Below are 19944 nucleotides of genomic sequence, written 5' to 3'. Positions count from 1 at the left end.
CGAGTGAGATAGCATGCAAAACAAATCATATTTTTCGTACCTGCTCATCGCTGCCGGCCTGGTTATACCGGCGACCAGCACTGCTGAAACGAAGGGTTTCGTTGAGGGCGCCTCTGCGACGCTGCAGGCGCGCAACTACTATTTCAGTCGGAATTTCTCCGATATCGTCGGCCCCAATCAGCAATCGAAGGCCGAAGAATGGGCGCAGGGTTTTATCCTGAGAATCAATTCCGGTTACACCCAGGGGGCGATCGGCTTCGGCGTTGATGCCATTGGCATGCTCGGCATCAAGCTCGACAGTGGCGGCGGTCGGGTCAACACCGGCTTGCTGCCGACTGGCAGCGATGGCAAGGCGCAGGATGAATACAGTCGCCTGGGAGCCGCCCTCAAGGTGCGCTGGTCGCAAACCGAGTTCAGATTGGGAGAGCTGACCCCGGACCTGCCGGTGCTCACCTTCAGCGATATCCGCCTGTTGCCGCCAACCTACCAGGGCGCCAGTATCGTCTCCCGCGAGCTTGCCGGGCTGACACTGCAGGGTGGCCAGTTCCGCTCCGGCAGCCTGCTCAACGAGGCGGGCGATGGCAAGATGTACGCCAAGCTTGGGCATGCACCGCAACTGCTGGAAGGCGCGGCGAGCGACCGCTTCAACTACGCCGGTGCCGACTATGCGTTCAACGGGCAGCGCACGTCTGTCGGCGCCTGGTACGCCCAGCTGGCGGATATCTACCAGCAGCGCGTCTACCGCCTCAGTCACAGCGAGCCGGTGGGCGACTGGGTATTGGGCGCGAAGCTGGCATTCTACGATTCGAAGGAAGACGGTGACCGGTTGCTCGGGCGTATTGATAACCGGGCCGCTGTTTCGCAGCTGTCGGCCAGCCATGGAGGCCACACGTTCCTGCTCGGATATCAGGCCATGTTCGGTGATGATGCCTTTCCGCGGGTGTTCAATAACATCACGCCACTGGGTAACGAGGTGCCCACCTACGAGTTCGCCGGAGCCGATGAGCGTTCCTGGCAGCTGCGACACGATTACAATTTTGCCGCCCTGGGGCTGCCCGGTCTGGTGACAACGGTGCGCTATATTCGCGGCGATAATGTGGACACCGGGCTGGGCTATGAGGGCCGAGAGTGGGAGCGTGATCTGGATATCGGCTATACCGTGCAAAGCGGAGTGTTGAAGAATCTCGGCATCCGGGTGCGTAACGTCACGGCACGCTCCAACTACCGCACCGATATCGACGAGAACCGGCTGATCTTCAATTACACCTGGAACCTGTTGTAGGTCAGCCTGCATCGGCGCGCTGCGCGCGCCTTTGCGCCCGGCGCGTCAATGGGCGATGATCGAACGCCGCGTATGCAATAAGGTTGCTTGCCATGTCTGACGAATCCCGCCCCGGCGGCGTGCCGGTGGCCCCGGCCATCATCGCCTCACCGGCCAAGCGCATCGAGGCCTTCACCGGGCATCCCGACTTCATGACCTCGCTGGCGCGCGGTTTGGCAGTGATTCATGCTTTCCAGGAGCGCACGCGCCATCTGACTATTGCCCAGATCGCTCACCGTACCGGCATTCCACGGGCCTCGGTGCGCCGCTGCCTGCACACCCTGATCAAGCTCGGCTATGCCACCACCGACGGGCGCACTTTTTCCTTGCTGCCCAAGGTACTGACGCTCGGGCATGCCTACTTGTCCTCGACGCCGATGGCGGTGGCCGCCCAACCGATCCTTGATCGCCTCAGCGATCAGATGAGCGAAGCCTTTTCCATGGCCACGCTGGAGGGTGACGAGATTCTCTATGTGGCGCGCTCTTCCATACCGCTGCGGCTGATATCCATCAACCTCAGTGTCGGCAGCCGTCTGCCGGCCTACTGCACTTCCATGGGACAGATTCTGCTCGCCGCACTGGATGATGCGGCGCTGGAGGAGTACCTGGCGCAGGTCAATTTGCAGGTCAGGACCAGCCGAACGCTGCGCACACCCGAAACGCTGCGTGAAGCACTGCTGGAAACTCGTCAGCGCGGTTGGGTGGTCAGCGATCAGGAGCTGGAACTCGGCCTGCGCTCACTGGCAGTGCCGCTGCGCGACCCTGCCGGTCAGGTGCTCGCTGCACTCAATGTCGGCACCTCCGTTAGCCGGATAACGCGGGGAGAACTGGAAACCCGTTTTCTGCCGGTGTTGCTGGAAGCGAGCAAGGAACTGAGCACCCGCTTGTTTCATTGAACTGACCCCCTCTCGGCAGCCTCACCAGCCAGGGTGGTGTGTGGCTCCATCTCCACCAGCGCCGCGCCTTCGCTGACCATATCGCCTTCGCTGCAGCACAGCTGTTTGACCACTCCGGATCGACGGGCGCGGATGCTGTGTTCCATCTTCATGGCTTCGAGCACAATGAGTGGCGTGCCGGCCGCCACTGCCTGACCGGGTTTGACCAGCACCTGCACGATACTGCCATTCATGGGTGCGATCAGACCGCCTTCCGGCTGCGGTCGAGTATCGGCCGCGGCGATGGGGTCGAAGCGGGTTACCTCCAGCAGCTCATCATCCCAGGACAGATACAGTGTGGCGCCGTTGCGGATGGCTGCTCGGTTATCCGCAACGGTCAGGCGCGGATCCAGCCGCACGACACGCTGCTCACCGTTGCAGTGCAAATGCAGACGACAGCTCGCCGGCAAGCCGAAGCGCTGGCCGCTGCGGTCAGCCCAGGGCGAATCGGGATCGTCTGCACGCCGCTCCGCCGGCTCGCTGTGCAAGAACGCTATGGCAGCCTGCTGCCAGAACTCATCGGGCAAGGGATTGCTCGGGCGCAGCAGATGCGCGGCGTGGCGTGGAATGAAAACGGTATCCAGTTCGGCGGCGGCGAAAGCTGGATGCTCGAGTATCCGGCATAGAAAGGCGCAGTTGGTGCGCACGCCGCCAACAAAAGTCTTGCGCAGCAGATCCAGCAGCCGCAGCCGGGCCTGCTCCCGATTCTCGCCCCAGGCAACCAGTTTACCCAGCATGGGATCGTAGAAAGGGGAGATGAGGTCGCCCTCGTTCACGCCACTATCGATACGTTGTCCTGCTGTCAGCGCCGGCTCGCGATAGAGGTCCAGCCGACCACTGGCGGGCAGAAAGTCCTGGTCCGGATCTTCGGCATACAACCGTACCTCGATGGCATGACCGAGCAATGGTACCTGTGATTGACTGATCGGCAGCGGCTCGCCACCGGCCACGCGAATCTGCCATGCCACCAGATCCAGGCCGGTGATGGCCTCGGTCACCGGGTGCTCCACCTGCAGCCGGGTATTCATCTCCATGAAGAAGAATTCGCCTCTCTCATCGAGCAGAAATTCCACGGTGCCAGCGCCGACATAGCCGATCGTCTGCGCGGCCCGTACGGCCGCCTCGCCCATGGCTCGGCGAGTCTGGTCCGTCAGTCCGGGCGCCGGTGCCTCCTCGACGACCTTCTGGTGCCGGCGCTGAATCGAGCAGTCCCGCTCATGCAGGTACAGGCAGTTGCCGTGCTGATCGGCGAATATCTGGATCTCCACATGGCGAGGTTTGAGCAGGTACTTTTCCAGCAGCAGCCGGTCATCACCAAAGGCCGCCTGGGCCTCACGCCGGGCCGATAGCAGCGCGTCGGTCAGCTCTGCCTCGTGCTGTACCACCTTCATGCCCTTGCCGCCACCGCCGGCGCTCGCCTTGAGCAGCACTGGATAACCGATGCCCTGGGCGGCAACGCGGAAACTCTCCGGGCTCTGGTCTGCGCCATGGTAACCGGGGACCAGCGGCACACCGGCCTGCTCCATCAGCGCCTTGGCAGCGGACTTGCTGCCCATCGCCTCAATGGCGGCGGCGGGTGGGCCGATGAAGATCAGTCCGGCGGCCTCGACGGCGCGGGCGAAGTCGGCATTCTCGGAAAGAAAGCCATAGCCTGGATGGACCGCCTGGGCGCAGGTGGTCAAGGCGGCGTCGATCAGCTTGTCGATCGCCAGGTAGCTGTCGGCAGGCTTGGCGCCTCCCAGGTCGACGCGCCGGTCCGCCGCGTGAACATGGCGGGCGTCGTGATCTACGGCGCTGTGTACGGCTACGGTGGTCAGGCCCATGGCCTTGGCCGTGCGCATGACCCGGCAGGCGATCTCGCCGCGATTGGCAACCAGCAGGGAGGTGATCATGATCTGGGCTCCGGTAACCAGCTGGGGCGGCGTTTATCCAGAAAGGCCCGCAGTCCTTCCTGGCCTTCGGCGCTGACGCGGATCTGGGCGATGGCCTGTTCGGTATGCTGGCGCAGGGCGGGGCTCAGGGTCTGGTGAGCTGCCTCCTGTACCAATTGCTTGCTGATGCGCATGGCTTGGGGGCTGTTCAACAGCAGGGTGTCGATCCAGCCAGCGACCCGGTCCGCCAGTGCCGCTGCTGGGCAGACCTCCGCCAGCAGCCCCAGTTCTCGAGCCTGGGTGCCGGTGAATCGTTCGCCGCTGATGGCATAGCGGCGGGTCGCCCGTTCGCCAATGGCCTTGACCACGAACGGACTGATCACCGCTGGCACCAGGCCGATACGCACTTCGGACAATGCCAACTGGACGTCCTCGGTGCCGATGGCCATGTCGCAGCAGGCGATCAGTCCTATAGCACCACCGAACGCGGCGCCCTGTACCACCGCCAGGGTCGGTTGGGGCAGGGCATAGAGGCGGTACATCAGTTCCGCCAGCGCCTGGGCATCGACCAGATTGGCATCGAAGTCCAGCTTGCTCGACTCCTGCATCCAGTTGATATCAGCGCCCGCCGAAAAATGCCGCCCCCGGCCGCGCAGCAGGACAAAGCGCAGGTTGGTGTCCGCCTGCAGTTGATCAAGGGCCTGCAACAATTCCTGGATCATGCCGGCATTGAAGGCATTGTTCTTATCCGGGCGGTTCAGCCAGAGAGTGGCGAAGCCCCTCGCGTCGCGCTCCAGTTCGATGGTGTTGAAATGCACTGCATGTTCCCCCTCTGCCCCTCTCCCGCAACGGGAGAGGGGGATTTCTTACATCCTGAACACCCCAAACCGCGTCTCCTTCATCGGTGCATTCAGACTGGCTGACATTGCCAGACCCAGAATATCCCGGGTCTGTGCCGGATCGATCACCCCGTCATCCCACAGACGCGCACTGGAATACCAGGGGTGGCCCTGGTGTTCATACTGATCCAGTATTGGCTGCCTGAGCTGTTGCTCGTCCTGCTCCGAAAAGACCTCACCGCGGCGTTCGGCCTGTTCGCGCTTGACCTGCACCAGTACGCCTGCGGCCTGCTCGCCGCCCATGACCCCGATACGTGCATTGGGCCACATCCACAGAAAATGCGGGTCATAGGCGCGCCCGCACATGCCGTAGTTGCCGGCGCCGAAACTGCCGCCGATGATCACGGTGAACTTGGGTACCCGGGCGCACGCCACGGCGGTCACCAGCTTGGAGCCGTGCTTGGCGATGCCGCCAGCTTCGTATTTCTGGCCAACCATGAAGCCGGTAATGTTCTGCAGAAACAGCAGGGGAATGCCGCGCTGGCAGGCCAACTCGATGAAGTGGGCGCCTTTCTGCGCTGCTTCGGAAAACAGGATGCCGTTGTTGGCGAGAATCGCCAGCGGATAGCCGTGCAGATGGGCGAATCCACATACCAGGGTGGTACCGAACAGCGCCTTGAATTCATCGAACTCACTGCCGTCCACCAGCCGGGCGATCACTTCGCGCACGTCATAAGGCTGTTTCGCCTGTGCCGGAATGATGCCGTACAACTCCTCGGTGGGGTAGCGCGGTGGCTGCGGCGGGCGGGTCTGCACCTGGCCCAGTTTGCGCCAGTTGAGATTGGCGACGCAGCGCCGGGCCAGCGCCAGGGCATGCTCGTCATTCTCGGCATAATGATCGGCCACGCCCGAGGTGCGGCAATGCACATCGGCGCCGCCCAGTTCCTCGGCACTGACCACCTCGCCGGTGGCGGCCCGTACCAGTGGCGGCCCGGCGAGAAAAATGGTCGCCTGGTTACGCACCATGATGGTTTCCTCGGCCATGGCCGGCACATAGGCGCCACCGGCGGTACAGGAGCCCATCACCACCGCGATCTGGGCGATACCCTGGGCGCTCATCCGCGCCTGATTGAAGAAGATGCGCCCGAAATGTTCGCGGTCGGGGAAGACTTCGTCCTGACGCGGCAGGTTGGCTCCGCCGGAATCCACCAGATACAGGCAGGGCAGGCGGTTCTGCTCGGCGATGGCCTGGGCGCGCAGGTGTTTCTTTACCGTCAGCGGGTAGTAGCTGCCGCCCTTCACCGTGGCATCGTTGGCGATGATCATGCATTCGACGCCTGCTACCCGGCCGATTCCGGCAATCAACCCGGCGGCGGGCACTTCTTCGTCATACACGGCATGGGCTGCCAATGGGCTGATTTCCAGAAACGGCGAACCGATATCCAGCAGGGTATCGATGCGCTCGCGTGGCAGCAGTTTGCCCCGGGCGCAATGGCGCGCCTGGGCCTGTTCGCCGCCTCCCTGGGCGATCTGCACCAACAAGGTTCTCAGTTCTGCCAGTTGCTGGAGCATGGCGCTGCGATTGGTGGTGAACTCCGGCGAGTGGGTGTTGATCTCGGTGTTGAATATGGCCATTTTCTCCTTCCGTTCCGGCTTGACGCTTCAATTACCGCTCGCTGTGCCCATGCTGGCAGGAACTTCCTGTGGGAGCGGCCTTGGCCGCTCCCACGAAACAGTTTGTCTGCTGACGTTAGCGGCTCTGCTCGAACAATTCCCGGCCGATCAGCATCCGGCGGATTTCACTGGTGCCGGCGCCGATCTCATAGAGCTTGGCGTCACGCAGTAGCCGGCCGGTGGGGTAGTCGTTGATATAGCCGTTGCCGCCGAGAATCTGGATGGCGTCCAGCGCGGCGCGGGTGGCCTGTTCGGCGGTGTACAGGATTACCCCAGCGGCGTCCTGGCGGCTGGCCTGTCCCAGATCACAGCTGCGCGCTACCGCATAGAGATAGGCGCGGCTGGCATTCAGGCTGGTGTACAGGTCGGCGACCTTGCCCTGGATCAGTTGGAATTCGCCGATGCTGCGGCCGAACTGGCGCCGGTCATGAATGTAGGGCAGTACCACATCCAGGCAGGCCTGCATGATGCCCACCGGACCGGCGGCCAGCACCACCCGTTCATAATCCAGGCCGCTCATCAGCACCCGGGCCCCGCCGTTGACCTCGCCCAGCACATTACCCAGCGGTACCTGCACATCATCAAAGAACAGCGCACAAGTATTGGAGCCGCGCATGCCCAGCTTGTCGAGCTTCGGCCCGCGGGAGAAGCCGGGGCTGTCACCTTCGAGAATGAACGCAGTCAGCCCGTGGGCGCCGCGGTCAGGTTCGGTCTTGCCATAGATCACATAGACATCTGCATCCGGACCGTTGGTGATCCACATCTTGCTGCCATTGAGCACAAAGTGATCGCCGCGCCGTTCGGCGCGCAGTTGCATGCTGACAACGTCCGAGCCGGCGTTGGGCTCGCTCATCGCCAGGGCGCCGACGCGTTCACCGGAAATCAGCCCGGGCAGGTAGCGCGCTTTCTGTTCGTCGCTGCCGTTGCGGCTGATCTGATTGACACAAAGATTGGAGTGGGCGCCGTAGGACAGAGCCACGGACGCCGAGGCGCGGCTGATCTCTTCCATCACCAGGGCATGGGCCAGGTAGCCCTGACCGGCCCCGCCGTACTCTTCTCCGGCGGTGATGCCGAGCAGGCCCATGTCGCCCAATTTGCGCCACATGTCCATGGGAAACTGATTGTCACTGTCGATGGCCGCGGCACGGGGTGCCAGCTCGCGATCGACGAAGCCACGCACCTGCTCGCGCAGCAGGTTGAGGGTATCCCCCAAGGCAAAATTCAGACCGGATTGATTCATATGTCACCTTGTTATTCTGTTCTGTGACTATGTTCAAACTAGCAGGGGCCGGCGGGCTGTCAATGAGCGGGCAATACAGGCGCATGAAGCGGGTCTTATAATAAATAATATTGAATTAAGTGTTAGTTATTATCGGTTTGTCTATATTCAATGTGAGGCGCACACTATTTACGTTTTCGCCCGCCTTGCATCTCGGAGTCATCATGCATCTTCCCTCTGCTTCTGCGGGCTCTTCGGAGCCCAGCTACAACTATGACGTGGTCCGCAAATTCACCATCATGACATTGGTCTGGGGTGTGCTGGGTATGGCCATGGGCGTGGTCCTGGCCGCGCAATTGGTCTGGCCGGCGCTGAATTTCGATCTGCCCTGGTTCAGCTTCGGGCGCATCCGTCCTATCCATACCAACCTGGTGATTTTCGCCTTCGGTGGCGGCGCCCTGTTCGCCACCTCGCTGTACGTGGTACAGCGCACCAGCCGGGTACGCTTGGTGTCGGACAAGCTGGCGGACTTCGTGTTCTGGGGCTGGCAAACGATCATCGTCGCGATCATTCTCAGCTATGCCAATGGCCTCACCACCAGCAAGGAATACGCCGAGATGATCTGGCCGATCGCCACGCTGATCACGGTAGCCTGGCTCGCCTACGGCTACCTGTTCTTCGGCACCATCGCCCGGCGCAAGGTCAAACACATCTATGTGGGTAACTGGTTCTACGGCGCCTTCATCATAGTGACCGGACTGGTGCATGTGGTGAACCACGTTGATGTGCCGGTCTCGCTGTTCAAGTCCTACCCCATCTATGCCGGCGCCGCCGATGCCATGATCCAGTGGTGGTATGGGCACAGCGTGGTGGGCTTCATCCTGTCGGTCGGCTTTCTCGGTCTGATGTACTACTACGTACCCAAGCAGGCGGGGCGGCCGATCTATTCCTACCGCCTGTCGATCGTGCATTTCTGGGCGGTGATCGCGTTGTATATCTGGGCCGGTCCGCACCACCTGCATTACACCGCGCTACCGGATTGGGCGCAGACCCTGGGCATGGTGATGTCGATCATCCTGCTGGCGCCGAGCTGGGGCGGCATGATCAACGGCATGATGACCCTGTCCGGCGCCTGGCACAAACTGCGCACCGACCCGGTCCTGCGTTTTCTGGTGGTGGCGCTGGCGTTCTACGGCATGTCCACTTTCGAAGGCCCGATGATGGCGATCAAGACGGTGAATGCCCTGTCGCACTACACCGACTGGACCATCGGCCACGTGCATGCCGGGGCCTTGGGCTGGGTGGCGATGATCAGCATCGGTGCGCTCTATCACATGGTGCCGCGACTCTGGGGGCGTGACGGCATGTACAGCATCCAGTTGATCAACCTGCATTTCTGGATGGCCAGCATGGGGACCGTGCTCTATATCGTTGCCATGTGGGTCAATGGCATCACCCAGGGCCTGATGTGGCGCGCGGTCAACGTCGATGGCACTCTGACCTACGCCTTCGTCGAGGCACTGGAGGCCAGCCATCCGGGTTATATCGTGCGGATGATCGGGGGCGGCATCTTCGCTGCGGGGATGGTGCTGATGGCCTTCAATTGCGCGATGACCATCCGTGGGGCAGGGGAGACGGCACGCGGGGGCGAGCTGATAGGGGCCCCTTCCTGAGCGTCGGTCGTTATCTCAAGTCATTGAGTTGCATAAAAATAATTGCACCAGATATCAATAATTATTGAATTGTCTGTTGTGGTTTCGAGGGTCAGAATAGCTGGCCCTTGATTTCCCCTTTTGCAAAGTTCCGGTTTCTGATGTGCTTTACCTGGCCGTCACCTACTGCCGGCAGGAGCATATTATGTCCGGTCAGTTGCTGGCCCTTGCCCATCTGTTATTCGGTTGGTTGCCGCGCACGGTGCAAACCCGGCCCGGTGAGTGGCTGCGTGCCGCCATGGGTGTTGCCGGCGCGGTGGCCTGCACCTTCTGGTTGTCCAGCCTGCTCTATGGGTCAACCACGGCGATGATTCTGCTGGGTCCGGCTGGGGCTTCGGCGGTGCTGTTGTTTGTCGTTTCCTCGGGTGCGCTGGCACAACCCTGGCCGGTACTGGGCAGTTACCTGCTGGCAGCACTGGTTGGCCTGGCCATGCTGCATTTGCCGTTACCCGAGATGATTCTCGGCTGGCACCTTGTGACCGGCGTGGGCGCGGTAGTGCTGGGCATGTCGGTGCTGCGCTGCCTGCACCCACCGGCGAGCGCCATGGTAGTGGTGATACTGCTGGCCGGTGACCTGTTATCGCCGCTGGGCGGCTGGCTGGTATTGCCGGTCATGCTCAACGCCTGCTGTCTGCTGTTCTGCGCCACGCTGTACAACAACCTCACCGGTGTGCGTTATCCGAAGCAGGCGCCGCGGGGCGATCTGCACCACACCCGGGACATTCTTCCGGGGCAGCGGGTCGGCTTCACCGAAGAGGATCTGGATCGGGCCCTGGAGAAGCACGGCGCCTTCGTCGACATCACCCGGCACGACCTGGAACAGATTATCCGCGATACCGAAAGCTCGGCCTTGCGGCGCAAGATGGGTGATATCCGCGCCGAGCAGATCATGTCACGGGATATCCGCACCGTCGGCCCGGATACCACGGTGATGCAGGCCGTCCGCCTGTTCCGTCATCATCACGTCAAGACCCTGCCGGTGGTGGACAGCGATGGGGTGGTGCAGGGCATCACCAGCCTGAGTGATCTGCTGGCGCAGCTGGACCTGCCGCTGGGTCGTATCCTGCCGACGCGTATCAACTTGTGGCGCGACCAGCCCTTGCACAAAGTGATGACCACGCCAGTGGTTACCGTGGACGGGCAGACCCATGTGGTGGACATGATTCCGCTGATGTCGAACCAGGGACTGCATTGTCTGCCGGTGCTCGACAATGGCCGTCTGGTCGGGTTGGTAACCCAGACCGACGTGATTGCCGCACTGCATCGGGATCTGGTCAGCCACCTGGCTTGACCGATGCTGATGACAAATCACGGCGCCACCACCCTCGGTTGGCGGTGACGCACCGATGCCAGTCGTTACCGTTGACACATTTTTCTGTTTGAACCATTGGCGCCGGTGCAATTCTATTTCCATGTAGTCCCCCCAAATACAGCCGGAGGTGGAAAACATGAAACAGCAATTGATCTATACGGCATTATTTACCTTTGCTTTGGGCTCTGCTGCCCCGCTGGCGGTGGCCGCCGGCGACAAGCATGACGACGATGACCGCATGCAGGAGCAACGTCAGGACTCAGGTGCCTACAACGCGACTGGTGACAATGGCGATGCACCGCCTACCAGCCCGGATAATCCGTCTGGCCCAGAAGGGTCTGGCACCGGTAGTGGCACCGGCACAGGTACTGGCAGCGGTGCCGGCACCGGCACCAGTGGTGGTGCTGGCAGCACTGGCGCTGGAACCGGCGGTGCCGGATCTGGAGGCGCCAGTGGCGCTGGCGCGGGTGCCGGCGGCTGATCGCCGTGGCGCGCGATGAAGGCCGGGAAAACCCCGGCCTTTTTCTTGATCTGACCAAACCCATTCGAAAAATACCCTGCATCCACTGATGGAATGCCAGCCCTGAACTAGACTGAAAGCGAACCAGTGAACGAGGGGGCTATGAGGCTGCGGATATGGATTGTGACGGGCGTCGTGTCGCTGATACTGCTCTGTGTCGCAGGCTTTGAGTTTCGTTACGCCTGGCTACAGTCGCAGTGGTTCAGCGATTACGCCAGCAGACTTCATTACCAGCTCGATGAGGGCGCGAGTGAGGCGATCCGCTTTCCCGAGGCGGGTCCTTTCAATCAGCGTCTGGGGTACAGTCTGATTCCCGACTTGCAAACACGGCTGCAACAGCGCGGCTACGGTATCAGTCAACAGGTGCGCTTTTCCGATGAACTGGTGAATTTTGCCGATCATGGTTTGTTCTTGCCCTATCGGGAGAAAACCCAGGCGGGCCTGCAGATAGCCGATCATCACGGCCAGCCCATCTATCGGTTTACCTATCCCCGCTTCGGTTTTGCTGAGTTTGACGATATTCCGCCATTACTGGTGGAGGCGTTGCTCTTCATCGAGAACCGCCACTTGCTGGACCCGAGCCTGGAACATGCCAACCCCGCCGTGGATTGGCCACGGCTGGTCAACGCTTCACTGGCCATGGTCGTCGGCACTCTGGGCGGGGAGGGGTATAGCCATGGCGCCAGCACGCTGGCGACCCAGATCGAAAAATACCGCCACTCCCTGCAAGGCCGCACCCAATCTCCCATGGACAAGCTGCGGCAGATGGCGTCGGCCAGCATCAGAGCCTACAGCGGTGGACCGCAGACCATGACTGCCCGCCGCCAGCTGGTGCTGGATTATCTCAACAGCGTGCCACTGACGGCCGCGCCCGGGCATGGCGAAGTACATGGTTTCGGTGATGCCTTGTGGGTCTGGTTTGCCACGGATATCGCCGGCTTCAGCGCCAGCCTCAACGGCGAACGCGGATTGCAGGCGCAGGCAGTGGCGCTGCGCCAGGGCTTATCGCTGATCATCGCCCAGCGGCGGCCCAGCTGGTACCTGTTGAACGGTCGGGCTGAGCTGCAGGAACTGGTCGACAGTCATTTGCGGCTGTTGGCGAGCGAGCAGCGCATCGATCTGCCGTTGGCCGAGGCGGCGTTGGCCAGCCCGCTGGTATTCCGGGACTGGCAGACTCAGCCTCTGGACGAGACCATCGACATGGATAAGGCGATCCGGGTGACCCGCAGCCAGTTGGCATCGCTGCTTGGCCAGTCGATCTATGATCTGGATCGACTTGATCTGAGTGCCAGCAGCAGTCTGGATGTGGAGTTGCAGCGTTCCGTCAGCGCGTTTTTGCACAGTCTGGCCGACGAGGGGATCGCTCGCCAGAACGGATTGCTGGGCGAGACGCTGCTGTCCGGCAAACAGGCGCCGGAGGTGCATTACAGCTTCACGCTCATGGAGCGCACCGCGACCGGCAACCAGGTGCGGGTGCAGACCGATACCACTGGCCAGCCGTTCGACCTGAACCAGGGCAGCAAGCTGGAGCTGGGGTCCACCGCCAAGCTGCGGGTGCTGACCAGCTATCTTGAAATCATCGCCGAACTGCACGCCGCGCTGGCCGATACCGACGCGGTCGCTCTGCGCGCTGCCGAGGCCCAGGCGCAGGATCCGCTCAGCCAATGGGCAGCAGGCTACCTGCGCACCCACCCCGACAGCGACTTGCCAGCCATGCTTGAAGCGGCTTTGCAGCGGCGCTATTCCGCTTCGCCCTGGGAGCGGTTTCCAACCGGGGGTGGACTACAGCGCTTTTCCAACTACCGCAAGGAGGATGACCGTCGGCGACCAACCGTTCAGGAGGCGCTGCAGGAATCCATCAACCTGCCTTTCGTCCGTCTATTGCGTGATGTTGTCCGCTACAGCCTGCACCACAGCGTGGAGGACGCCAGCAGCCTGTTGACCAATGATCGCGATCCGCGCCGCCAGGCCTGGCTGCAAACGTTTGCCGACCGGGAAGGGCGAGTCTACCTGCAGCGCTTCTGGCGCCGTTATGCCGGGATGGATGAGCAGCAGCGCTTCGAGCGTCTGCTGCAGCATGTGCAACCTATTGCTGCCCGGCTTTCGGTGGTCTATCGCATGCTCTACCCCGAAGCCGATTTCGACAATTTCAGTGCCTTTCTGCAGGAATGGGTGCGGGTGCCGCAGAAACCGGATCGCATCGAACGTCTGTACCACACCTACCGCCCGGGCAAGTATGACCTGACCGACCAGGGTTATATCGCCCAGGTGCATCCGCTGGAGTTGTGGCTGCTGGAATACTTGCGCCGCCATCCCCAGGCCACGCTAAACGAGGTGCTTTCAGCCAGCGCGGTTCAGCGGCAGGAAGTCTACGGCTGGCTGTTCCGCACCCGGCACGCCGGTGCACGCAATGTGCGCATCCGCAGCATGCTCGAACGCGAGGCCTTCGACGATCTGCATCAGCGCTGGCAGCGGGTCGGTTATCCCTTTCCGCACCTGGTGCCATCTCTGGGGACGGCGCTGGGCAGCTCCGGCGATCGGCCCAGCGCCTTGGCCGAGTTGATGGGCATCATCCTCAACGACGGCAAGCGACAGCCGGTACGGCGCATCAACAACCTGCATTTTGCTGCGGCGACCCCCTGGGAAACCCGCTTCGAGCCGCTGTCAGTAGAGGCGCGCCAAGTGCTCCAGCCCGAGGTGGCGACGGCGCTGCGCAATGCGCTGTCGGCCGTGGTACTCGACGGCACCGGCCGGCGGCTGCAGGGCGTATTCATCACTGCTGCCGGCGAGCCGCTGGCGGTTGGGGGCAAGACCGGAACCGGCGACAACCGCAGCCATATCATGGCCGCTGATGGCCGAATCCTTTCCAGCGAGGTGTTGAACCGCACGGCGACCTTTGTATTCTTCCTTGGTCCCAACCACTTCGGCACCCTGACGGCATTCGTGCCGGGCGCCGATGCCGGTGCCTTTCACTTCACCTCAGCGCTGCCGGCGCAGGTATTGAAAAGCATGGCGCCAGTGCTGGCGCCCCACCTCGATACGCCCGCCCCGGCGCTTGTTCAACACCAGTAGTGAGCTGGCGCCAGGCCCGGCGCGCTTGAAGCTCGGCGGGATCTGGCCGCACAATGCGGCTTTCCTCTGGTAAAGGGTCCTCCCATGTCTGATCTTCCCTTGGTGGGCCGCCGTATCGCCTTGCCTGAAAGCCGCGAACTGGATTTGTTTGCGGACATGCTCCTCAAGCGCGGCGCAGAAGTACTGCGCTGCCCGTTGGTGGCCATCCATGACGCGCCGGACCAGCAACCGATACGGGATTGGCTGGAGGCTTTTATCAGTCAGCCCTGGGACGACTTCATCATGCTGACCGGCGAAGGCATGCGCCGGCTCCTCACGGCTGCTGAACGGGCCGGAGGCACAGTACGAGAGGATTTCATCACCCGACTCGGACAGGTACGCAAGATCGTTCGCGGACCCAAGCCGGGCGCGGCCCTCCGTGCCGTTGGCCTCAAAGCCGAAGTGACTGCTGTAGAGCCGACCACGGCCGGTATCATCAGCACCCTGCAGGCCGAGGACCTGCGCGGCCGGCGGATCGCCGTGCAACTCTATGGCACCGATCCAAACCAATTGCTGATGAGTTTCTTGCAGCAGGCCGGGGCGCAAGTGGCCCCGGTATGGCCCTATGTCTATGCCGACGATGTCGAGAATGCCCAGGTTGATGCGCTGATTGCCGAGCTGGCCGCCGGCCGGCTGGATGCCATTGCCTTTACCAGTGGCACCCAGGTGCGGCGGCTGTTTCAGATCGGCCGGCGCTCGGTAGGGGAGCAGCGGCTGAAAGAGATTCTCGCGGGCCTCAAGATCGCCGCCGTGGGGCCGGTGGTTGCCGGCGAATTGCAGGAGCGTGGTCTGCGGGTCGACTTGATGCCGCCGAGCAGTTTCTTCATGAAGCCGCTGGTGCGCGAACTGGTCCGGGAGTTCGGGGGCACAAGCCCGGGCAATGGTTTACACTGAATTTTCACTGTTTCACAAGGCAAGTTTGATGAGCAAAGCCGGCCCGACACCGCTGTCGCCAGAACAACTGACCGTCCCGATTGACCTCGAAAGTCTGGGATTCACGTCTACGGATGATCTGGAACCGTTCAAGGGCATCCTGGGCCAGGACCGGGCCGTCGAGGCGATGCATTTTGGTGTCGCCATGCGCCGGCCCGGCTACAACATGTTCGTCATGGGCGAGCCGGGCACGGGGCGATTCTCCTATGCCATGCGCTATCTGCAGGCCGAGGCCAAACGCATGGCGACCCCGCAGGACTGCATCTACGTCAATAATTTCGATGAGCCCCGCGAGCCCAGAGCGCTGCACATGGCACCGGGCATAGCAGCCGCCTTCATCGAAGACATTGACCATCTGATCGACAACCTGCTGGCGACCTTCCCGGCGGTATTCGAACATCCGGCCTTCCAGCAGAAGAAGAGTGCGATCGATCGGCGCTTCAATAAGCGTTATGACAGCGCCATCGATACCGTCGAACGCAAGGCGCTGGAGCGCAACATTGCACTGTACCGGGAGGGACAGAATCTGGCCTTTACCCCCATGCGCGACGGTAAGGGGCTGGATGAGGCGGAGTTTACCCGGCTGCCGGAAGCCGAACGCGAGCGCTTCCATGCTGATATCTCGGATCTGGAAGAGGTGCTCAACGAGGCGCTGTCCAGCCTGCCGCAATGGAAGCGCGAGTCCAGCAACGAATTGCGCGAGCTGAACGAGCAGACCATCACCGATGCGCTGCAGCCGCTGCTGCAACCGTTGACCGAGCGTTACTGCGACAACCCCGGCGTATGCCAGTACATCCAGGCGATGCATCAGGATCTACTGAAGATCGTGATCGAGCTGATCGCCGATGAGCGCGCTACCGATGCACGCCCCGAGGCGGTCAAGAAGGCAGCGCTGATCGAACGGTACAGCCCCAACCCCGTCATTGAACATCCGGGCTCCCGGGGCGCGCCCGTGGTGCATGAACCGCATCCTTCCTACGACAACCTGTTCGGGCGAGTGGAATACAGCTCCGAACAGGGCGCTCTGCTCACCAGCTACCGCCATATCCGCTCCGGTGCGCTGCACCGCGCCAACCATGGCTACCTGGTGCTGGAGGCGGAAAAACTGTTGAGCGAGCCTTTCGTCTGGGAGGCGCTCAAACGCGCCCTGCAGTCGCGTGAGCTGAAAATCGAATCGCCCTGGGCTGACCTCGGCCGGCTGACCACGGTAACGCTGACGCCGGAGGTCATTCCGCTGTCGGTCAAAGTGGTGTTGATCGGTTCGCGCCGGATCTATTACACCTTGCAGGACCATGATCCTGACTTCCAGGAATTGTTTCGCGTACTGGTGGATTTCGACGATTACCTGCCGCGCACGCCGGACAGCATCGATGGCATGGCGCAGTTGCTCAAGACCCGGGTCGATGAGGAGGGCATGGCGCCGCTGAGTGTCGCCGCCGTGGCGCGGATACTGACCTACAGCGCGCGCCTGGCCGAGCATCAGCAGCATCTGTCCGCCAGTATCAGTGATATCTTCCAGCTGGTTGCCGAGGCTGACCTCACTCGTCAGCTGGCCGGTGACAGAGTGACCGACACCGGCCACATCGAGCGTGCCTTGCAGGCCAAGGAGGCGCGCACCGGCCGCGCCAGCGCGCGTATCCGTGAGGATATGCTGTCGGGGGTGATCCTGATCGATACCGCCGGTGCGGCGGTCGGTAAGTGCAACGGGCTGACGGTGCTGGCTATCGGCGATTCGGTATTTGGGGTGCCGGCGCGGATCAGCGCCACTGTCTATCCCGGCAGCAGCGGCATCGTGGATATCGAACGTGAGGTCAGTCTGGGTCAGTCGATCCACTCCAAGGGCGTGATGATCCTCACTGGCTATCTCGGCAGTCGGTATGCGCAGGACCATCAGCTGGAGATTTCCGCCAGCATCGCTCTGGAACAGTCCTATGGCTATATCGATGGCGATAGCGCCTCGCTGGGTGAGGTCTGTGCACTGATCTCCGCCCTGTCGCGGGTGCCGCTGAAACAGGGTTTTGCGATCACCGGCTCGATCAACCAGTTCGGCGAAGTGCAGGCGGTCGGTGGGGTCAACGTGAAGATCGAGGGGTTCTTTCGGCTATGTGAAGCGCGTGGCCTGACCGGGGAGCAGGGCGTGATCATTCCCCGTTCCAATGTGCCCAACCTGATGCTGCACCAGACGGTGCTGGATGCAGCCAAGGCTGGTCTGTTCCATATCTATGCGGTGGAGAATGTCGACCAGGCGTTGAGTCTGCTGGCCGGTGAGGATGCCGGCACACCGGATGCCGCAGGCAACTTTCCTGAAGGGTCGATCAATGCCCGGGCAGTGCAGCGGCTGAAGACCATCAATAACCGTGGCCAGCACAACGACGACTCTGATACGCGGGCCGGGTCGGGCGATGAGGAAGAGGCCGCGCCGCTGGTCAAACAATGAACAGCATGCCGGACCCCAGGTCCGGCATGCCCTTGAGCGAGCTTTCCCGGTATTGTCTACAGAGTTATCCACAGAATGTGTGGAGGACTTTCCACGATTCATTATCCCAAGGCATTGTCAATAACCCGTTTTCGGGAATGCTGACCGGATAACAATTTATCCCCTGCGTCAAGGCCGAAGGTGCGGCATCATGCCACCTACAGGGCGGTGGTCTGCCAAAAAATGACCCGTTGGTCACGTTGGTCGTTTTTTGAACTATTTGCGCCAGTACCTGAGGCGATATGGCCCAGCGGCATTTGCCACAAGCCTGTACACAGAGTTATCCACAGAATGTGTGTACAACCGGTTTTATTACTGGCTGGCCCGCAACACCACAAACTTGCTGTTGCCACCGACCTGCTCCACCTGGCTGAAGAAGCGCCGTAACTTGACGTGGTAAGCCAGGTGGCGGTTGCCGACCACCAGCAGGGCGCCATTGGGTGCCAGAGCAGTGCGGCTCTGCTGAAACAGGCGCAGGGCAATCTCGTCGCCGATCACCTGTTGCTGATGAAACGGCGGATTGCACAGCACCAGATCAGCGCTGGCGGCCTCGGCATCAACCAGGCCGTCGCTGACGGTGAAGCAGGCGTCGCGTCCGGGGCAGGCAGCGGTGAAATTCTGCCGTGCCGAGGTGACCGCTGCGTAAGACTCATCAATGAAGCTCAGCTGCGCCTGGGAGTTGAGCAGTGCCGCCTGGATGCCCAGGGCGCCGTTGCCGCAACCCAGGTCAACAATGCGCGCAGGACCTGCGGTCGGCGGGATGCAGGGCAGCATGACCCGGGTACCAATATCCAGGCGATCCCGTGAGAACACGCCGGGCAAGTTGGTCAGTTGAGGGCCGCTTTCGGGCAGGGCATAGCGGGTGTCGAGCTGCGGTATCGCCGGTGTCAGGTCGGAGTCGAATCGTGCGGTCAGCAAACGGGCCTTCTTCCAGGCGAGGGACGCCTGGTATGGGCCCACATACCTGGCCAATAGATCCCCAGCGCTGGGCGGCAGGTGCTTGAGCATGGCGCCGGCGATTACGACGGCGTCGGCTGATAGCAGCGGCCGCAGACGACTGAGCTGGTCTTCGAGCAGTGCCAGGCTTTTCGGGATGCGCAGCAGCACGTGGCTTATCGGGCCGTTGGGCAAGCGCTGGCTATCGACAAAGGTGACCGCCTGCGCTGATAGCTGATTATGGCGAAGATTATCCTGCAGCGCGCGCTCGGCCAGATGCGAGTCGCCCCAGCTCATCACCGGGATGCCCGTCAGGGCCAAGGCGCAGGCCAGGGTACCGAATTGATCGTTGACCACCAGTACCGAACCCGTGGCCGAGCCTTCCGACAGGCGCGCCTGCTCCTGCAGCAGATACAGGTCAGCTGCATCGAAAGGTTGCAGTGTCGGATTACGGGTTGGCGGGTAGCGGTCGAGTCGGAGACTACCGAAAGAGGTATCGCAACGTTGCATGGGCGGGCCGGAAAACGAGTCAGGGCGGGCAGTATAGCGCAGCCGGTCCGGCGGTTCAGGTTCTCTGGTGAGGCCCTGCGAGCGAGCTGTCGTTCGCAGGACCCGGGGAGCGCAGAGTGCGGTCCTGCTGCTTACTTCTCGGCCTGCTGCTTGAGCAGGTCGCGGATATCGGTCAGCAGCACTTCTTCCTTGCTCGGCGCTGGCGGCGCGGCGGGAGCTTCTTCTTCCTTGCGCTTGAGATTGTTCATCACCTTGATAGCAACAAAAATGGCCGCGGCAATGATCAGGAAATCCACGATGCTCTGGATGAAGGCGCCGTAGCCCAGGGTAACCGCTGCCAGATCGCCCTGCGCCTCGCGGAGCACCACGGCCAGATCGCTGAAATCCACGCCCCCGATAGCGAGCCCCAGGGGGGGCATGACGATGTTATCCACAAAGGAGGACACCACCTTGCCGAAGGCAGCACCGATAATGATACCCACAGCCATGTCGATGACATTGCCGCGCATGGCGAATGACTTGAATTCCTGAATCAGACTCATGTTCTACCTACTCCTGTATGCCCGAATGGCGAG

The 19944-nt window shown here is 62.0% G+C and carries 14 protein-coding genes; 8 read left to right on the top strand and 6 right to left on the bottom strand.

Annotated features, from left to right (window positions below; genetic code table 11):
• The first annotated feature begins 13 nt into the window (after positions 1–13).
• Together DHB74_RS09660 and DHB74_RS09655 are read left to right on the top strand one after the other, a co-directional pair.
• Positions 14–1282 (top strand): OprD family porin, encoded by a 1269-nt coding sequence (locus DHB74_RS09660; RefSeq protein WP_499161298.1) that lies wholly within the window; start codon positions 14–16, stop codon positions 1280–1282.
• 92 nt (positions 1283–1374) lie between these two features.
• Positions 1375–2217 (top strand): IclR family transcriptional regulator domain-containing protein, encoded by an 843-nt coding sequence (locus DHB74_RS09655; protein ID WP_036990759.1) that lies wholly within the window; start codon positions 1375–1377, stop codon positions 2215–2217.
• Here DHB74_RS09655 and DHB74_RS09650 read toward each other — a convergent pair.
• The 4 genes from DHB74_RS09650 to DHB74_RS09635 form a co-directional block, all read right to left on the bottom strand.
• The gene (locus tag DHB74_RS09650; RefSeq protein ID WP_499161297.1) at positions 2211–4148 is read right to left on the bottom strand and encodes an acetyl/propionyl/methylcrotonyl-CoA carboxylase subunit alpha; all 1938 of its coding nucleotides are present in this window, start codon (positions 4146–4148) and stop codon (positions 2211–2213) included. The genes DHB74_RS09655 and DHB74_RS09650 overlap by 7 nt on opposite strands.
• The gene (locus tag DHB74_RS09645; protein ID WP_499161296.1) at positions 4145–4945 is read right to left on the bottom strand and encodes a gamma-carboxygeranoyl-CoA hydratase; all 801 of its coding nucleotides are present in this window, start codon (positions 4943–4945) and stop codon (positions 4145–4147) included. The genes DHB74_RS09650 and DHB74_RS09645 overlap by 4 nt, the downstream gene beginning before the upstream one ends.
• Before the next feature lie 48 nt (positions 4946–4993).
• Entirely contained in the window at positions 4994–6601 is a 1608-nt protein-coding gene (locus DHB74_RS09640; protein WP_499161295.1) for a carboxyl transferase domain-containing protein, read from the bottom strand.
• A 115-nt stretch (positions 6602–6716) separates the two neighbouring features.
• Positions 6717–7880, bottom strand: coding sequence for an isovaleryl-CoA dehydrogenase (locus DHB74_RS09635; RefSeq protein ID WP_499161294.1), 1164 nt, complete (start codon positions 7878–7880; stop codon positions 6717–6719).
• Positions 7881–8083: 203 nt separating this feature from the next.
• Here DHB74_RS09635 and ccoN point away from each other — a divergent pair, with 203 nt between their 5' ends.
• From ccoN to DHB74_RS09605, 6 genes are all read left to right on the top strand, one after another.
• Positions 8084–9532 carry a cytochrome-c oxidase, cbb3-type subunit I gene (ccoN, locus tag DHB74_RS09630; RefSeq protein WP_499161293.1) on the top strand — a complete coding sequence of 483 codons (1449 nt, stop codon included), beginning with the start codon at positions 8084–8086 and terminating at the stop codon, positions 9530–9532.
• Positions 9533–9716: 184 nt separating this feature from the next.
• A complete protein-coding gene (locus DHB74_RS09625; protein ID WP_499161292.1) occupies positions 9717–10862 on the top strand; it encodes an HPP family protein in 1146 nt (381 codons plus the stop codon).
• A gap of 314 nt (positions 10863–11176) precedes the next feature.
• Positions 11177–11383 carry a hypothetical protein gene (locus tag DHB74_RS09620; protein ID WP_499161291.1) on the top strand — a complete coding sequence of 69 codons (207 nt, stop codon included), beginning with the start codon at positions 11177–11179 and terminating at the stop codon, positions 11381–11383.
• Between the two features lie 143 nt (positions 11384–11526).
• Complete coding sequence (locus DHB74_RS09615) at positions 11527–14475, top strand: transglycosylase domain-containing protein (protein ID WP_499161290.1); 2949 nt, start codon at positions 11527–11529, stop codon at positions 14473–14475.
• Positions 14476–14559: 84 nt separating this feature from the next.
• Entirely contained in the window at positions 14560–15408 is an 849-nt protein-coding gene (locus DHB74_RS09610; RefSeq protein ID WP_074780778.1) for a uroporphyrinogen-III synthase, read from the top strand.
• Between the two features lie 28 nt (positions 15409–15436).
• Positions 15437–17884 (top strand): Lon protease family protein, encoded by a 2448-nt coding sequence (locus tag DHB74_RS09605; protein ID WP_499161289.1) that lies wholly within the window; start codon positions 15437–15439, stop codon positions 17882–17884.
• Between the two features lie 351 nt (positions 17885–18235).
• On the opposite strand, the gene DHB74_RS09600 is transcribed toward DHB74_RS09605, so the two are convergent.
• Together DHB74_RS09600 and mscL are read right to left on the bottom strand one after the other, a co-directional pair.
• Positions 18236–19369 (bottom strand): methyltransferase, encoded by a 1134-nt coding sequence (locus tag DHB74_RS09600; protein WP_499161288.1) that lies wholly within the window; start codon positions 19367–19369, stop codon positions 18236–18238.
• A gap of 131 nt (positions 19370–19500) precedes the next feature.
• Positions 19501–19911 (bottom strand): large-conductance mechanosensitive channel protein MscL, encoded by a 411-nt coding sequence (mscL, locus tag DHB74_RS09595; RefSeq protein WP_036990747.1) that lies wholly within the window; start codon positions 19909–19911, stop codon positions 19501–19503.
• Between the last annotated feature and the right edge of the window lie 33 nt (positions 19912–19944).

It is taken from the genome of Pseudomonas sp. G11-1 (assembly GCF_024031555.1).
In the GTDB taxonomy this organism is placed as follows: Bacteria; Pseudomonadota; Gammaproteobacteria; order Pseudomonadales; family Pseudomonadaceae; genus Halopseudomonas; species Halopseudomonas bauzanensis.
Note: the sequence above shows the minus strand (reverse complement) of the source record. Positions and strands in the feature narration are given on the sequence as shown.

What these genes read in the sequence shown, in the direction of transcription:
- DHB74_RS09660 (WP_499161298.1), top strand. Translation starts at nt 14, where the DNA reads ATGCAAAACAAATCATATTTTTCGTACCTGCTCATCGCTGCCGGCCTG.
- DHB74_RS09655 (WP_036990759.1), top strand. Translation starts at nt 1,375, where the DNA reads ATGTCTGACGAATCCCGCCCCGGCGGCGTGCCGGTGGCCCCGGCCATC.
- DHB74_RS09650 (WP_499161297.1), bottom strand. Translation starts at nt 4,148, where the DNA reads ATGATCACCTCCCTGCTGGTTGCCAATCGCGGCGAGATCGCCTGCCGG.
- DHB74_RS09640 (WP_499161295.1), bottom strand. Translation starts at nt 6,601, where the DNA reads ATGGCCATATTCAACACCGAGATCAACACCCACTCGCCGGAGTTCACC.
- DHB74_RS09635 (WP_499161294.1), bottom strand. Translation starts at nt 7,880, where the DNA reads ATGAATCAATCCGGTCTGAATTTTGCCTTGGGGGATACCCTCAACCTG.
- ccoN (WP_499161293.1), top strand. Translation starts at nt 8,084, where the DNA reads ATGCATCTTCCCTCTGCTTCTGCGGGCTCTTCGGAGCCCAGCTACAAC.
- DHB74_RS09625 (WP_499161292.1), top strand. Translation starts at nt 9,717, where the DNA reads ATGTCCGGTCAGTTGCTGGCCCTTGCCCATCTGTTATTCGGTTGGTTG.
- DHB74_RS09620 (WP_499161291.1), top strand. Translation starts at nt 11,177, where the DNA reads ATGCACCGCCTACCAGCCCGGATAATCCGTCTGGCCCAGAAGGGTCTG.
- DHB74_RS09610 (WP_074780778.1), top strand. Translation starts at nt 14,560, where the DNA reads ATGTCTGATCTTCCCTTGGTGGGCCGCCGTATCGCCTTGCCTGAAAGC.
- DHB74_RS09605 (WP_499161289.1), top strand. Translation starts at nt 15,437, where the DNA reads ATGAGCAAAGCCGGCCCGACACCGCTGTCGCCAGAACAACTGACCGTC.
- DHB74_RS09600 (WP_499161288.1), bottom strand. Translation starts at nt 19,369, where the DNA reads ATGCAACGTTGCGATACCTCTTTCGGTAGTCTCCGACTCGACCGCTAC.
- mscL (WP_036990747.1), bottom strand. Translation starts at nt 19,911, where the DNA reads ATGAGTCTGATTCAGGAATTCAAGTCATTCGCCATGCGCGGCAATGTC.